The sequence below is a fragment of the Bacillus sp. ms-22 genome (assembly GCF_009759805.1).
Taxonomy (GTDB): domain Bacteria; phylum Bacillota; class Bacilli; order Bacillales; family Bacillaceae; genus Bacillus; species Bacillus xiamenensis.
The window spans coordinates 1,387,906-1,403,494 of sequence record NZ_CP046653.1; the positions used below are offsets into that span (position 1 = coordinate 1,387,906).

Annotated in this window: 13 protein-coding genes; 12 read left to right on the top strand and 1 reads right to left on the bottom strand. The window is 42.0% G+C overall.

Annotation, left to right across the window (positions count from 1 at the left end; all coding sequences use genetic code 11):
- Positions 1 to 195 precede the first annotated feature (195 nt).
- The 5 genes from clpX (at position 196) to GPA07_RS07235 (ending at position 6,709) form a co-directional block, all read left to right on the top strand.
- On the top strand, positions 196 to 1,461 hold the full coding sequence (clpX, locus tag GPA07_RS07215; protein ID WP_157292271.1) for an ATP-dependent protease ATP-binding subunit ClpX: 1,266 nt from the start codon (positions 196 to 198) through the stop codon (positions 1,459 to 1,461).
- Positions 1,462 to 1,597: 136 nt separating this feature from the next.
- The gene (gene lonB / locus GPA07_RS07220; protein WP_071168837.1) at positions 1,598 to 3,259 is read left to right on the top strand and encodes an ATP-dependent protease LonB; all 1,662 of its coding nucleotides are present in this window, start codon (positions 1,598 to 1,600) and stop codon (positions 3,257 to 3,259) included.
- A 171-nt stretch (positions 3,260 to 3,430) separates the two neighbouring features.
- A complete protein-coding gene (gene lon, locus GPA07_RS07225) occupies positions 3,431 to 5,755 on the top strand; it encodes an endopeptidase La (RefSeq protein ID WP_008357962.1) in 2,325 nt (774 codons plus the stop codon).
- Positions 5,752 to 6,339, top strand: coding sequence for a ribosome biogenesis GTP-binding protein YihA/YsxC (yihA, locus tag GPA07_RS07230; protein WP_008357961.1), 588 nt, complete (start codon positions 5,752 to 5,754; stop codon positions 6,337 to 6,339). Before lon ends, yihA begins: the two co-directional genes overlap by 4 nt.
- A 229-nt stretch (positions 6,340 to 6,568) precedes the next feature.
- A complete protein-coding gene (locus GPA07_RS07235; RefSeq protein ID WP_155887859.1) occupies positions 6,569 to 6,709 on the top strand; it encodes a hypothetical protein in 141 nt (46 codons plus the stop codon).
- Positions 6,710 to 7,087: 378 nt separating this feature from the next.
- Here the strand turns inward: GPA07_RS07235 and GPA07_RS07240 are convergent, their stop codons facing one another.
- Positions 7,088 to 7,573 (bottom strand): hypothetical protein, encoded by a 486-nt coding sequence (locus tag GPA07_RS07240; protein WP_071168839.1) that lies wholly within the window; start codon positions 7,571 to 7,573, stop codon positions 7,088 to 7,090.
- A gap of 240 nt (positions 7,574 to 7,813) precedes the next feature.
- Between GPA07_RS07240 and hemA the strand changes: the two genes are divergently transcribed.
- From hemA to GPA07_RS07275, 7 genes are all read left to right on the top strand, one after another.
- Positions 7,814 to 9,181, top strand: a complete 1,368-nt coding sequence (gene hemA / locus GPA07_RS07245; protein ID WP_008357953.1) for a glutamyl-tRNA reductase — start codon at positions 7,814 to 7,816, stop codon at positions 9,179 to 9,181.
- A gap of 7 nt (positions 9,182 to 9,188) precedes the next feature.
- A complete protein-coding gene (locus GPA07_RS07250; protein ID WP_071168840.1) occupies positions 9,189 to 10,019 on the top strand; it encodes a cytochrome c biogenesis protein in 831 nt (276 codons plus the stop codon).
- A gap of 37 nt (positions 10,020 to 10,056) precedes the next feature.
- Positions 10,057 to 10,992 (top strand): hydroxymethylbilane synthase, encoded by a 936-nt coding sequence (gene hemC / locus GPA07_RS07255; protein ID WP_157292272.1) that lies wholly within the window; start codon positions 10,057 to 10,059, stop codon positions 10,990 to 10,992.
- Positions 10,989 to 11,780, top strand: a complete 792-nt coding sequence (locus GPA07_RS07260; RefSeq protein ID WP_008357945.1) for a uroporphyrinogen-III synthase — start codon at positions 10,989 to 10,991, stop codon at positions 11,778 to 11,780. The genes hemC and GPA07_RS07260 overlap by 4 nt, the downstream gene beginning before the upstream one ends.
- Entirely contained in the window at positions 11,780 to 12,748 is a 969-nt protein-coding gene (hemB, locus tag GPA07_RS07265; protein WP_071169239.1) for a porphobilinogen synthase, read from the top strand. Before GPA07_RS07260 ends, hemB begins: the two co-directional genes overlap by 1 nt.
- Positions 12,749 to 12,775: 27 nt before the next feature.
- On the top strand, positions 12,776 to 14,068 hold the full coding sequence (gene hemL, locus GPA07_RS07270) for a glutamate-1-semialdehyde 2,1-aminomutase (RefSeq protein ID WP_071168842.1): 1,293 nt from the start codon (positions 12,776 to 12,778) through the stop codon (positions 14,066 to 14,068).
- A gap of 285 nt (positions 14,069 to 14,353) precedes the next feature.
- Positions 14,354 to 15,589 (top strand): LysM peptidoglycan-binding domain-containing protein, encoded by a 1,236-nt coding sequence (locus GPA07_RS07275; protein ID WP_157292273.1) that lies wholly within the window; start codon positions 14,354 to 14,356, stop codon positions 15,587 to 15,589.

The window sequence follows — 15,589 nt, forward strand, 5'->3', positions numbered from 1 at the left end:
TTTTGACTTATCATCGCTTCTTTTGGAAACGATAGTGTAAGTCACGCTTTTCTGTCATACATATTTCAATGTGCAGTGTTAGAAACACATCATTACCGTCTTTTAGGAAAGTATGGTAAAATGCATACATACTGGACCCAAAAAGGTAGCTGACTGTTAGCTACAGGCAAGTGAAGAAGAATAAGGGGTGAAAGAATGTTTAAATTCAACGAGGAAAAAGGTCAATTAAAATGCTCGTTTTGCGGAAAAACGCAAGATCAAGTGCGTAAACTGGTCGCAGGACCTGGCGTATATATATGTGATGAATGTATCGAGCTTTGCACGGAAATAGTTGAAGAAGAACTTGGTACAGAGGAAGAAGTTGAATTCAAGGATGTTCCGAAACCTCATGAAATTCGGGAGATTCTTGATGAATATGTCATCGGACAAGAGAAAGCGAAGAAATCCTTAGCTGTAGCGGTTTATAACCATTATAAACGGATCAATTCCAACAGCAAGATTGATGATGTTGAGCTTTCGAAAAGTAACATTTCGATGATTGGACCAACAGGAAGCGGTAAAACATTACTTGCTCAAACGCTTGCTCGCATTTTAAATGTTCCATTTGCGATTGCAGATGCAACGTCACTAACTGAAGCAGGTTATGTTGGTGAAGACGTAGAGAATATCTTACTAAAGCTGATCCAAGCAGCGGATTATGATGTAGAAAAAGCGGAAAAAGGCATTATCTACATCGATGAGATCGATAAAGTAGCAAGAAAATCAGAAAACCCTTCTATCACTCGTGATGTATCTGGGGAAGGTGTACAGCAAGCCCTTTTGAAAATTCTAGAAGGAACGGTCGCTAGTGTACCGCCTCAAGGTGGTCGTAAGCACCCTCATCAAGAATTCATTCAAATTGATACAACAAATATCCTCTTTATTTGTGGTGGAGCCTTTGATGGTATTGAGCAAATCATCAAACGCCGCCTAGGGCAAAAAGTCATTGGATTCGGTGCAGAAAATAAAGTCGAAGACCTTGAAAAAGAAGCTCTTCTATCAAAAGTATTGCCAGAAGACTTGCTTCGCTTCGGTTTAATTCCAGAATTCATCGGCCGTCTGCCGGTGATTGCAAGCCTAGAGCCGTTAGATGAAAAAGCACTTGTAGAAATCTTGACGAAGCCTAAAAATGCGCTAGTCAAACAGTATACAAAAATGCTTGAGCTTGACGATGTAGAGCTTGTATTTGAAGAAGATGCTCTTAGCGAAATTGCGAAAAAAGCAATTGAGCGTAAAACGGGTGCTCGTGGTCTTCGCTCCATCATTGAAGGCATCATGCTTGATGTGATGTTTGACCTTCCATCTCGTGATGATATTGAAAAATGTGTCATCACTGGTGCAACGGTTGCTGATGGTGAGCCGCCACGTCTTGTGTTAAAAGACGGTACAGTCGTGAATAAAGATACAAAAACATCGGCGTAAGCCAATGGATCACTCCTGAATCTTTTGATTCAGGAGTTTTTTATTTATCGTGGAAGTTGTGTTTATTCCGTCCAGCTCTAGGAAATACTAGCAGACAGAAACCAATACATACAATAGATGAAGGAGGGAGCACCGATTGAGCTGGACAGGAATCGTATTATTCATACAGTTGTTCTTTGGTATCGTCATCGGGCTGTACTTTTGGAACTTACTGCGAAATCAACGCACACAAAAGGTGACGATTGACAAAGAATCAAAGAAGGAAATGGAAGCACTTAGAAAGATGAGATCAATTAAGCTGAGTGAGCCTTTATCAGAGAGAGTCCGGCCAAAGGGGTTTCAAGATATTGTAGGACAAGAAGACGGCATTCGTGCACTCAAAGCCGCCCTCTGCGGACCGAACCCGCAGCATGTCATCGTCTACGGACCGCCTGGCGTTGGAAAAACAGCTGCTGCTCGTCTTGTCATGGAAGAGGCGAAGCGCCATGCTGACTCGCCATTTAAAAAAGATGCAGTGTTTGTAGAGCTTGATGCCACAACCGCAAGATTTGATGAACGAGGCATCGCAGACCCCTTAATCGGTTCTGTGCATGACCCGATTTATCAAGGAGCAGGGGCAATGGGACAGGCAGGCATTCCGCAGCCTAAACAAGGAGCGGTCACACACGCTCATGGCGGGGTTCTCTTTATTGATGAAATTGGAGAACTGCATCCGATTCAAATGAACAAAATGCTCAAAGTGCTTGAGGATCGAAAAGTGTTTTTAGACAGTGCCTATTACAGTGAGGAAAATACGCAAATCCCAAATCACATTCATGATATTTTCCAAAATGGACTGCCGGCTGATTTTCGATTGATTGGTGCTACGACAAGAACACCAGATGAAATTCCACCAGCGATTCGGTCGAGGTGTTTGGAAATTTTCTTTAAGGACCTCGATCAGCATGAACTCAAAATAGTCGCAGCGAAAGCTGTCCAAAAAATACAAAAGGAATTAAGTGATGAAGGCTTGAACCTGTTAACGTCTTATGTAAAAAATGGGCGTGAAGCGGTCAATATGGTGCAGATCGCAGCTGGTATGGCTGTCACTGAAAACCGAAAAGACATTACGATCGCTGATATAGAGTGGGTGATTCATTCAAGCCAGCTGACACCAAGATATGAACAAAAAGTACCGGAAAAGCCAAAGGTAGGAGTCGTAAATGGTCTTGCCGTTTATGGACCGAACAGCGGCGCTTTGCTTGAAATTGAAGTGAACATATGTAAAGCGCTTGAAAAAGGCAGTATCAATATTACGGGCATTGCAGAAGAAGAAAGCATTGGCAATCAGTCTAAGTCCATCAGACGGAAAAGTATGGCGAAAGGCTCAGTTGAAAATGTATTAACCGTGCTGAGAAACTTAGGCATACGGACAAATGAATATGATATCCATATTAACTTTCCAGCAGGTGCTCCGATTGATGGCCCGTCTGCCGGAATTGCGATGGCCACAGCGATTTTCTCAGCCATTCATCAGATTCCAATTGATCATCTGACAGCGATGACCGGTGAGATTGGATTGCAGGGCCAGGTAAAACCGATCGGCGGTGTGATACCGAAAATTAAGGCAGCTAAACAAGCTGGTGTTCAAACAGTGATCATCCCTTATGACAACCAGCAGTCGATTCTAAAAGAGATTGAAGGGGTTACGATTGTGCCTGTGAAGCACTTCCAAGAGGTGCTGGATCATTGTTTGATCAATCCGCCAGATGAGAAGAAAGACGGACTAGAAGAAGAAATGAAAAGAAAATCTGTTTAATCCCCATCTCATATGGGGATTTTTTAGTGAAATAGATCTTTTTTTCTTTTTCAGGATAAAAAGAAAGGGTATACTACGGTAAGATCATCATTTCTCAAGTCTTTTACATTGTACAAGACTGAAACAGGTATATTATAATGATTCATACTAGTGACGGAGGTGTCTATCAACATGGCAGATGAAATCAAAAAGAATGTTCCGCTCCTTCCATTGCGAGGTTTGCTTGTTTATCCAACAATGGTCTTGCATTTGGACGTTGGACGCGAGAAGTCTGTTCAAGCATTAGAACAGGCCATGATGAACGATCATATGATTTTTCTAGCAACACAGCGGGAAATTTCAATAGATGAACCAGGTGAAGAGGAAATTTTTAAAGTCGGCACCTACACAAAAATTAAACAAATGCTGAAACTGCCAAATGGAACGATTCGTGTACTTGTTGAAGGTTTAAACCGAGCACAGATCGAATCGTACGTGGAGCTGGAGGACTATACGTCAGTCGATATTAAAGAGCTGGCAGAAGAAGAATTAAAGGACGCAGAAGCAGAAGCACTCATGCGCACGTTGTTAGATCACTTTGATCAGTACATAAAAATTTCTAAAAAAATCTCAGCTGAAACATATGCAACGGTAACGGATATTGAGGAACCTGGCAGAATGGCAGATATCGTCGCTTCTCACCTGCCGCTCAAATTAAAAGACAAACAAGAAGTGCTGGAAACAGTCGATGTCAAAAAGCGGCTGAATCGGGTGATTAGCCTGATCCACAATGAAAAAGAAGTGCTGGAGATTGAAAAGAAAATCGGACAGCGCGTCAAACGTTCAATGGAACGAACGCAAAAAGAATATTATTTGCGTGAACAAATGAAAGCCATCCAAAAGGAACTTGGAGACAAAGAAGGAAAAACAGGCGAAGTCAGTTCATTAATGGCTAAAATTGAAGAGTCCAGCATGCCGGATTCTGTTCGTGAAACGGCATTAAAAGAACTGAATCGTTATGAAAAAATTCCATCAAGCTCTGCTGAGAGCTCTGTCATTCGAAATTATATTGATTGGCTGATCAATCTGCCTTGGGGCATCTATACAGAAGATCGTCTAGACTTAAAGCTGGCAAGTGAAATTTTAGATGAAGAGCATCATGGGCTTGAAAAAGTTAAAGAACGTGTGCTTGAATATCTTGCTGTACAGAAGCTGACAAATTCATTAAAGGGACCGATTCTTTGCCTCGCTGGACCTCCAGGAGTAGGGAAGACGTCACTGGCAAAATCCATTGCAAAATCACTGGATCGAAAGTTTATCCGTATCTCACTTGGCGGTGTACGTGATGAATCTGAAATTCGTGGTCATCGAAGAACTTATGTAGGTGCGATGCCGGGCCGTATTATTCGCGGGATGAGCAAGGCTGGCACGATGAATCCGGTATTTCTTTTAGATGAAATCGATAAGATGTCTTCTGACTTTAGAGGCGACCCTTCATCTGCAATGCTCGAAGTGTTAGATCCAGAGCAAAATCATAACTTTAGCGATCATTATATTGAAGAGACATTTGATTTGTCTCAAGTGTTATTTATCGCAACTGCCAATAATTTAGCAACCATTCCTGGTCCACTTCGTGATAGAATGGAGATTATCACGATTGCAGGGTATACAGAGGTTGAAAAAGCAGAAATTGTGAAAGATCACCTTCTGCCGAAGCAACTAAAGGAGCACGGATTAAAGAAAGGGAACTTACAGCTTCGTGAAGCAGCGATTTACGATATCATTCGCTATTACACAAGAGAAGCAGGAGTCCGCGGGTTAGAGCGTCAGCTGGCGGCAATTTGCCGAAAAGCGGCAAAAGCGATTGTGGCTGAAGACCGTAAGCGTATCACAGTGACGGAAAAGAATTTATCTGAATATCTCGGAAAAAGACTTTACCGTTATGGTCAAGCTGAAACGACAGATCAGGTGGGCGTTGTCACAGGACTTGCGTATACCTCAGTAGGCGGAGATACCTTATCCATTGAAGTCTCACTCTCGCCAGGTAAAGGCAAGCTTTTGCTCACTGGTAAGCTTGGTGATGTCATGAGAGAATCTGCGCAGGCGGCATTCAGTTATATCCGTTCAAAAGCAGATGACCTAAACATTGATCCTCATTTTAATGAAAAGCATGATATTCATATCCATGTTCCAGAGGGTGCGGTTCCAAAGGACGGGCCATCAGCTGGTATTACCATTGCGACCGCTCTTGTATCAGCACTCACAGGACGTCCTGTATCAAGAGATGTTGGTATGACAGGAGAGATTACGTTAAGAGGAAGAGTGCTTCCAATTGGCGGATTAAAAGAAAAAGCATTAGGCGCACATCGTGCAGGACTGAAAACGATTATTCTTCCAAAGGACAATGAGAAGGATATTGATGATATTCCTGAAAGTGTGAGAGAAGGACTGACCTTTATTCCGGTCTCACATGTAGATGAGGTGCTTGAGAAAGCGTTAGTAGGAGAGGGAAGATGAAAGTAACAAAATCAGATATCGTCATTAGTGCGGTGAAACCAGAGCAGTACCCAAGCGGGGGACTGCCAGAGATCGCTCTTGCTGGACGATCAAATGTTGGAAAGTCATCGTTCATTAACTCATTGATTAACCGTAAAAACTTAGCGCGTACGTCTTCTAAACCAGGGAAGACCCAAACGCTTAATTTCTACATTATTAATGATATGCTCCATTTTGTGGACGTACCAGGCTACGGCTTTGCCAAAGTATCAAAAACAGAGCGAGAAGCTTGGGGCAGAATGATCGAAACGTATATTACGATGCGTGAAGAATTAAAAGCAGTCGTCCAAATTGTGGACCTGCGTCATAAGCCATCAGTAGATGATGTGAACATGTATGAATTCCTTAAATATTACGGGGTTCCTGTCATCGTCATTGCGACAAAGGCGGATAAAATTCCAAAAGGCAAATGGGAAAAACATGCGAAGGTCGTCAAGCAGACACTCGATATTGACCCATCAGATGAATTAATCCTATTCTCTTCTGAAACAAAAAAGGGAAAAGAGGAAGCCTGGAATGCGATCCTTGCGAAGGTGAACAGCTAAGAAGTCTATAAAAAGTTGTAAGAAAACATTTGTTTTCTTACAACTTTTTTTCATATGTCGAGAAAAAACGTAGAACTTGAATGATTCGTTTTTGTTTCTAGAAATACTCAAATGGTTGCGTGCTGAAAATTAATTAAAAAGATACAGCATGTAAATTAAATACCATATTTATAAATAAAAGTAATTTGATAATATGAATTTGAAAATATTTCAGATAGGAGTGGTCATAATGAAATTAAAAGCAAGAACTTGTTATCATTACTCACTAAATGAAATGAAGGAAAGGCAATCAAAACTGAAGGCGAGAACGTGCTATAATTACTCGCTCAATGAAATGAAAGAAATGCAAAAGGAATTAAAGAAAAAATAAGAGAGAATATGATGAGAAACAGAGGTTTTTTAAAATCTCTGTTTCTTAACACTTAAATAAGGAATAGTGTACATGAACATTCGGAACGTGAATACATTTGTCTATTTGGATACTATGATCGTTTTCATAGGGGCATTAGTTTGGACTGGACTGCCTCTTTATTTTTTTGAAATGACTGGTTCATATTTTTATTCAGGCAGTTTGACATGAGGAAAGAAAAACAAAACCGTCTTACCTGCAAAAATGTTGCTACACAAGCAACTGCAGATAAGGCGGTTATTGTCGTCTATCATCAATGAAACTGTTCTCTTAAGATGTGATTACAAACATTTATACAACAACCAATTGATGGCTTATTAAACATTTTGATTGTATAAGTTATTTCCTTTTTAAAAATAATAAGAGGAGACTGATGGCAATCAGTACATATGGCCAGTACAATTCAAAACCGGAAGTAGGGATCGAGAGCGTGCTCAGCTGTTTTGTAATTTGCTGAAAGAAATAAAGGAACAGGCCAAGTGCAATGAGAACTAGACTTTCGATACGATATTCCTTTTTCTGAGATGATTTCATGAAAAGCGCAAGGCCGACGATGAACACAATCATTGTAAATGTGTCTGGCCAGTGATCCAATTTTGGCTGAAGGATAAAGTGTAGCGCAAGGCCCGTCATGAGCATACCGATAAACACATGAGAGGTTTCCTGCTCCTTCTTTCCTTGGTATAAGAAAGCAAGGCCAAAAAGCAGTACAAGTGTATACCATTTCTCCTGGTCTTTCCAAATGTCAAATTGATCTCCTGAGAGAATGGCATATAGCGCTACAGCCAGCAATGTGAGCGGCAGCAAAATGGATTTCTTCTTCAAAGATGTCACCTTCTTTTAAGCAGATCATTTGTTCACACTCGCCAAATCTGATAAATTGCTTGAAGTGATGATATGGCATCTGATGTCGAACATTTTTCTACTATATCACAACATTTTTGAAATCTGTTCACAATTTTTATCCAGTTAAAAATGAATATATGTTATAATCATTATAAATAATAAATTCTATATTGTAATTATTATAAATTAGACAGGGCGTTGGGGGTGCAAGCTGAAGTTATGCATATTCTTGTTGTGGGTTTAGATTATAAAACAGCCCCTGTTGAGATACGGGAACAGCTAAGCTTTGAACCGAGCGAGCTCGGAACAGCGATGTCCAAGCTTAAAGAAGAAAAAAGCATTCTAGAGAATATCGTCATCTCAACATGTAATCGAACAGAGATCTACGCAGTAGTAGATCAGCTTCATACTGGTCGGTTTTATATAAAAAGATTTTTAGCAGATTGGTTCGGTTTAGAAAAAGAAGATGTATCTCCGTATTTGAAGTTTTATGAAAACGATGGTGCGGTTGAGCATTTATTCCGTGTGGCCTGCGGACTTGATTCCATGGTCATTGGCGAAACACAAATACTCGGTCAAGTGCGATCCAGCTTTAAACTAGCTCAAGAGGAAAAAACCATTGGTACCGTTTTCAATTATTTATTTAAGCAGGCGGTCACCGTGGCGAAGCGCTCTCATGCGGAAACAGATATTGCATCTAATGCTGTATCTGTCAGCTATGCGGCAGTGGAACTTGCGAAAAAAATCTTTGGACGTCTTTCTGATAAGCATGTCCTTATTCTTGGTGCGGGTAAAATGGGCGAGCTTGCGGCGCAAAACCTTCAAGGTCAAGGAATTGGTCATGTGACGGTCATCAACCGAACGTATGAGAAGGCAAAAGAACTGGCCGGCCGTTTTTCAGGAGAGCCTAAGAGTTTAAACCAATTAGAAAAGACATTATCTGAAGCGGACATTTTAATTAGCTCAACAGGTGCTAAGCAATTTGTCATTACAAAAGAAATGGTCGAAAATGCGAACAAACAGCGCAAAGGCAGACCGCTATTTATGGTAGATATTGCAGTGCCCCGTGATTTAGATCCAGCCATTTCTGAAGTAGAAGGTGCTTTTTTGTATGACATTGATGACCTAGAAGGCATTGTGGCAGCTAACTTAAAAGAACGCCGTGCGGTGGCTGAGCAGGTGGAGCTCCTCATTGAAGCTGAAATTGTAGAATTTAAGCAATGGCTCAATACGCTCGGAGTGGTTCCAGTCATTTCTGCTTTAAGAGAAAAAGCACTCTCGATTCAAGCAGACACGATGCAAAGCATTGAACGAAAGCTTCCAAACCTTACAAATCGTGAAATGAAGCTGTTAAATAAGCATACGAAAAGCATCATCAATCAAATGCTGAAAGATCCTATTTTAAAGGCAAAAGAAATTGCCGGGGAACCGAATGCAGAGGAAAAGCTTTTACTCTTTAAAGAAATCTTTGATTTACAGGTTGAAGATGAAGAGCAAAAGGTAGAGCCGATGCAGGTGGATCAAGGGTCATTTCAGCTGTTCAAATCAAATATGGCACAAGGCTTTGCTACAGTTGCCAGTGAGTGATTAGGCGATGATGGAATCCATTGTAGCGAGACTAGGCGAAGCGACGATCTTGATTTATGCACTCAGTGTCTTGTTCTATTTCATAGATTTTCTTCAACACAACCGGAAGGCTGGAAAAATGGCTTTCTGGTTGCTTTCTATTGTCTGGCTGCTGCAAACAGTCTACATGTTTTATATTATGATGGAAACAGACCGATTCCCTGTGTTGAATGTAGCAGAGGGGTTATATTTTTATACATGGGTGCTTGTGACACTGTCACTCGTTCTCACAAAAGTATTACGCGTTGAATTTATTGTCTTTTTTACAAATGTAATTGGTTTTTCCATGATGGCGATTCACACCTTTACACCATCTAATCTCCATTCTGCGGAATTGACGGGGAGACTGACGAGTGAGCTGCTTGTCATTCATATTACGATGGCCATTTTATCGTACGGTGCCTTTTCACTTTCATTTGCTTTTTCACTTCTTTATCTCTTTCAATACCGTTTGCTGAAAAAGAAAAAATGGGGAAAATGGCTTCTAAGAATTGAAGACCTATCAAAGCTTGATCATATGGCGTACGTATTAAATATAATTGGCGTACCCATGCTCCTGCTTAGTTTAATTCTTGGTATTATATGGGCATATATTTCGTATGATACGTTGTACTGGACAGATGCCAAGGTGCTTGGTTCGTTTATTATGCTGTTTTTATACGGCTTTTACTTATACATTAGATTGGTGAGGAATATGCAGGGCAAAATCGTGGCACGCTGGAATGTCGCTTCATTCCTTGTGCTGATGATCAATTATTTTCTGCTTGGGAGCTTATCAACCTTTCATTGGTTTCAATAATGATGAGTCTTAAGGGCATTGTCGGGAGGAAGACGTAATGCGTACAATTAAAGTAGGTTCTAGACGAAGTAAGCTTGCGATTACACAAACAAAATGGGTCATCCAAAAGCTGTCTGAACTAACCACTTCTTATTCTTTTGAAATAAAAGAGATTGTCACAAAGGGTGATCAAATTTTAGATGTGACCTTATCGAAGGTTGGCGGAAAAGGGCTATTTGTCAAAGAGATTGAACAAGCCATGCTGAATCATGACATCGACATGGCGGTTCACAGCATGAAAGATATGCCGGCCGCTCTTCCAGAAGGTTTAGTCATTGGCTGTATTCCTGAGCGTGAGGATGTGCGGGATGCACTGATTTCAAAGGGGCATCTTCGCCTTCATGAACTGCCAAAGGGAGCCATTGTGGGAACGAGCAGCTTGCGGCGCAGTGCACAGCTTCTTCAGGAGCGACCAGATCTTGAGATTAAATGGATTCGAGGAAACATTGATACCAGACTTGAAAAACTGAAAAATGAAGAATATGATGCCATTATTCTAGCAGCCGCCGGTCTGTCTAGAATGGGCTGGAGCAAAGAAGTCGTGTCGGAATTTTTATCTCCTGACACCTGTCTGCCAGCTGTTGGGCAAGGTGCATTGTCTATTGAATGCCGCGGAAATGATGAAGAGCTCTTGCAGCTTTTAGCTCAATTCACGCATGAGTATACGGAGAAAACAGTCCTTGCTGAACGAGCCTTTCTTAAACAAATGGACGGAAGCTGTCAAGTGCCAATCGCTGGTTACGCTACGATGAATGAGCGTGATGAAATTGAACTGACGGGTCTTGTGGCATCAGCTGATGGCCATACGATCATTCGAGAAACTGTGACGGGTACTGACCCTGAGGCAATTGGTACAGCGTGTGCGAAACAGATGGCTAATAAGGGAGCAAAGGATTTGATCGACAAGGTGAAAAAGGATCTGTCCTCCCAATGACAAGAGCCAAATCGCTTTACGGACAGACGGTGCTTGTCACTCGAAATGAACGTCAAGCGGGCGTGTTTCGGCAGAAAATTGAAGCGCTGAACGGCCGTGCTGTATTAACCTCTCTAATTAGGTTTGAGCCAACGCTCACAAAAGAAAAAGCGGAGGCATTTTTACAAGACTTAAAAGCCAGTCATTGGCTTGTGTTCACGAGTGTGAATGGTGCGTCGTTTTTTCTCAATTATATAGAGGAGCATCGTTTACATCAAAGCTTATCCCACTTGAAAGTGGCGGCTGTAGGTGAAAAAACATCTGCCTATCTTAAGCAGCATGGATTTAAGGTGGATGTCGTTCCAGAACAATTTATAGCAGAAGAGCTGGCAGATGCCTTAATTGAACATGTTCAGCCAAAAGAGCGTGTTTTTGTAGCGAAAGGTCGCCTGTCACGAGATGTGGTGAAGAAAACGCTCGTTCCGCTTGGTATTGAAGTGAAAGAATGGATTTTATATGAAACAGTGAAGGATGAGGACGGAATTGCGGCTCTCAAGTCGGCCATGATGGAGCAATCATTTGATTTTATTACATTTACAAGCTCATCTACTGTTCATTCTTTTATGCATGCCATGGAAGCGGATGTAGCAAGGTTAGCAGCATCTGACACATGTTTTGTGACCATTGGTCCTCTTACAAAAGAGGCACTGCTTCAATACGGGATTTCCTCTGAAACCCCAGATACTTATACGATAGACGGGATGCTTGATTTGATGTGCCGTTTATCTGAAAGGAAGTTGAATCATTGATGAAATTTAACAGACACCGTAGATTGCGTACAAGCGCAGGAATGAGAGAGCTAGTCAGAGAAACCTTTTTAAGACCATCTGATTTCATTTACCCTATCTTTTTTGTTGAGGGAGAAAATGTCCGGAAAGAAGTACCTTCGATGCCGGGTGTCTATCACATTTCAGTTGATCTTGTGAAAGAAGAAGTTCAAGAGCTTGTGAATCTTGGCATTCAATCCATCATTGTATTTGGAGTACCAGACCATAAAGACCATGTAGGCAGTGAAGCATATCACGATCATGGCATTGTTCAAAGAGCAACGCTTGAGATTAAAAAGCATTTCCCAGAGCTTGTTGTCATTGCAGACACTTGCTTATGCCAATATACCGATCATGGACACTGTGGAATTGTTGAAGATGGTGAAATCTTAAATGATGAATCGCTTCAGCTTTTAGCAAAAACAGCAGTTAGCCAAGCGCGTGCAGGTGCAGATATCATTGCACCATCAAACATGATGGACGGCTTTGTTATCGCAATCCGTGAGGCACTTGATGAAGCTGGTTTTATTCATGTGCCTGTGATGTCATATGCTGTGAAATATGCAAGTGCTTTTTACGGTCCGTTTCGTGATGCGGCGCATAGTACACCGCAGTTTGGAGATCGTAAAACGTATCAAATGGACCCTGCAAACCGTTTAGAGGCGCTAAGAGAGGCGCAATCTGACGTAGAAGAGGGGGCTGACTTCCTCATCGTCAAGCCATCCCTTTCTTATTTAGATATTATGCGTGATGTGAAAAATGAATTTACACTTCCTGTTGTCGCTTACAATGTGAGCGGAGAGTACGCAATGGTGAAAGCCGCTGCTCAAAATGGCTGGATTTCTGAAAAAGAGCTTGTCCTTGAAATGCTGACAAGCATGAAACGTGCAGGTGCAGAATTAATCATTACGTATCACGCAAAAGATGCGGCAAAATGGCTCTCAGAATAAAGAACGGATAGACAGGAGGACGTTGAAATGGGACGTAGCTATGAAAAATCGAAGCAAGCATTTGAAGAAGCGCAGCACTTAATGCCTGGTGGTGTGAACAGCCCTGTGCGTGCATTTAAATCAGTCAACACAGACCCGATTTTTATGGAACGAGGAAAAGGCGCAAAGATATACGATATTGACGGAAATGAATACATTGATTATGTCTTATCGTGGGGCCCGCTTATTTTAGGACATACGAATGACCGTGTGGTTGAAAGCATACAGCGAGTAGCTGAACATGGTACAAGCTTCGGTGCTTCTACTTTAGTTGAAAATGAATTAGCTAAGCTTGTATCAGAACGAGTTCCTTCTATTGAGGTCATTCGCATGGTCAGCTCTGGAACAGAGGCGACCATGAGTGCACTTCGTCTAGCGCGCGGCTTTACAGGCAGAAATAAAATTGTGAAATTTGAGGGCTGCTATCATGGACATGGTGATTCTTTACTCATTAAAGCGGGATCAGGTGTAGCAACGCTTGGTCTTCCAGATAGTCCTGGTGTCCCTGAAGGTGTTGCAAGCAATACGATCACCGTTCCATACAATGATTTAGAAAGCATCAAAGTCGCTTTCCAGGAATTTGGTGACGACATTGCAGGTGTCATTGTAGAACCAGTTGCAGGAAATATGGGGGTTGTTCCTCCGCAAGAAGGTTTCTTGCAAGGCTTAAGAGACATCACAGAGCAATACGGCTCTTTACTCATTTTTGATGAGGTGATGACAGGCTTCCGTGTGGATTATCACTGCGCGCAAGGCTATTTTGGCATTACGCCTGATCTGACATGTCTTGGCAAAGTGATCGGAGGCGGTCTGCCAGTCGGCGCTTATGGCGGAAGAGCGGATATTATGAGACAAATTGCACCAAGTGGACCGATCTATCAAGCAGGAACGTTATCGGGTAACCCGCTTGCCATGACAGCAGGTTTAGAAACATTAAAACAGCTGACACCTGAGTCTTATGAAGAATTTAGACGAAAAGGGGATCGGCTGGAAGAAGGCATTTCAAAAGCGGCGAAAGCAAATGGAATTCCATTAACGTTTAACCGTGCTGGTTCCATGATTGGATTCTTCTTTACGAACGAGAAGGTCGTGAATTACGACACAGCGAAAACAGCAGACCTCGCTTTATTCGCTGAATTTTACAAGGAAATGGCTGATCATGGCATCTTCCTTCCACCTTCTCAATTCGAAGGGCTGTTCCTATCAACTGCTCATACGGATGAAGACATTGACTATACGATTGAGACAGTGGAAAAGGTATTTCAAAAATTACGTCGATAAACATATCGGCTTAGATTGTTGACAAAGGGCTAAAATGAACTTTATTTTAGCCCTTTGTCTTTTTTTTTTCAGCGTGATAGAAAACCTTTGAAGTCTAGGAAGGGAGAGCACTGGAGCGCAGACCTGACAACGAATGCGAGGGTTTGTCTACACGATGAAGCCGGTATGGAGACATATCGGCTTTTTGCTTTACGTAAAACCAATCATATTTTCGCTGCCTCCTACATACATCTGTATTGACATCTAATTTTATTTTGAAGGATTAGATGAAAGGAGGACACCGACTTGTCTCAAAACAATCGATTACAGTTTTCGGTAGAAGAGTCCATTTATTTTAAAAACGGACAGGAAGTCAGTGAGCTGCTGTCAATTTCTCTCGACCCTGACATTCTCGTTCAAGAAGTGAATGATTATGTTTCCATTAGAGGTTCACTCGAGCTAACAGGAGAATACAACATAAATCAAGAGGAGCTAATGGGTGAATCCAGTTCCTATGCATCATACAGGCAAGCTGATGAGGTAAAGGTTAGAGAGGACGGAACGGCGGAGCTGCTGCATCAATTTCCGGTAGATATCACCATTCCTAAGAACAAAATTAGTCATTTAAATGATGTATTTGTGTTTATTGATGCGTTTGATTACCAGCTGACAGAAAGCCGTTTGCTCACCATTCAGGCTGATCTAGCGATTGAGGGCTTATTAGATGAAGGAACGCCCGAACCGGTTGTAGATGAGCCGTATGAATTTGTTCATCGTTCTGAAGAGGAATATGGCGATGTCACCTATGAATATCAGGCGCAGCCAGAATATGAAGAGCAAGAAGTGCTACAAGGCGATGAGCGTGAGGAAGATGAAGAAAAGCAGGCTGTGCGGCAACATGATGTACGAACTGAAGAAGAAATAGACATAGAGACGGTGATGGTGGAAGAAGCAGAAGAGGAAGAATATGAGGAGCAAGAAGAAGCAGTGGCACTCGGATATCGCTCCTTCCCGGAAGCTCAGGTGCAGGAGCCGCCATTTTTTGAACCGCCTAAGCTATTAGAAGAAGAGGAACGGGATGATACGTTCTTTGAGGTGGAAGTGAGGAAAGATCCTGAAGCGGAGGGACATGAGGAAGAACCACCGCCAGCTTATCCAGCATTTGAATCACCTGAGTATCAGATGGAACAAGCGCAGGAGGAGCGGGATGACAGTTATCAATTCGAACGATTATATGAACGGGAAGCGCCAAAGGTGTATGAGTCAGCTCAAAAAGCGGAGGAGCATGAAGATGACGTGAGAGAAACGTCTGGCAGTGAGAATTCTCTTTATTTAACGAAGCTGTTCGCTAAGCAGGAGGAGGAAGATTTTTCTCGCATGAAAATATGTATAGTTCAGCAAGAAGATACGGTCGATCGTATTTGTGAACGATATCAGTTGAATGTGCAGCAGCTCCTTCGAACGAACTCGTTATCGATTGATGCGGAGCTTGAGGAAGGGCAGATTCTTTATATACCAGAATATCAAAAAAGCAATGCATAA

Coding starts and splice junctions, on each gene's coding strand:
- GPA07_RS07250 (WP_071168840.1), top strand. CDS start 9,189: ATGATGGAATCCATTGTAGCGAGACTAGGCGAAGCGACGATCTTGATT.
- clpX (WP_157292271.1), top strand. CDS start 196: ATGTTTAAATTCAACGAGGAAAAAGGTCAATTAAAATGCTCGTTTTGC.
- hemB (WP_071169239.1), top strand. CDS start 11,780: ATGAAATTTAACAGACACCGTAGATTGCGTACAAGCGCAGGAATGAGA.
- hemA (WP_008357953.1), top strand. CDS start 7,814: ATGCATATTCTTGTTGTGGGTTTAGATTATAAAACAGCCCCTGTTGAG.
- hemC (WP_157292272.1), top strand. CDS start 10,057: ATGCGTACAATTAAAGTAGGTTCTAGACGAAGTAAGCTTGCGATTACA.
- lon (WP_008357962.1), top strand. CDS start 3,431: ATGGCAGATGAAATCAAAAAGAATGTTCCGCTCCTTCCATTGCGAGGT.
- hemL (WP_071168842.1), top strand. CDS start 12,776: ATGGGACGTAGCTATGAAAAATCGAAGCAAGCATTTGAAGAAGCGCAG.
- GPA07_RS07235 (WP_155887859.1), top strand. CDS start 6,569: ATGAAATTAAAAGCAAGAACTTGTTATCATTACTCACTAAATGAAATG.
- GPA07_RS07260 (WP_008357945.1), top strand. CDS start 10,989: ATGACAAGAGCCAAATCGCTTTACGGACAGACGGTGCTTGTCACTCGA.
- yihA (WP_008357961.1), top strand. CDS start 5,752: ATGAAAGTAACAAAATCAGATATCGTCATTAGTGCGGTGAAACCAGAG.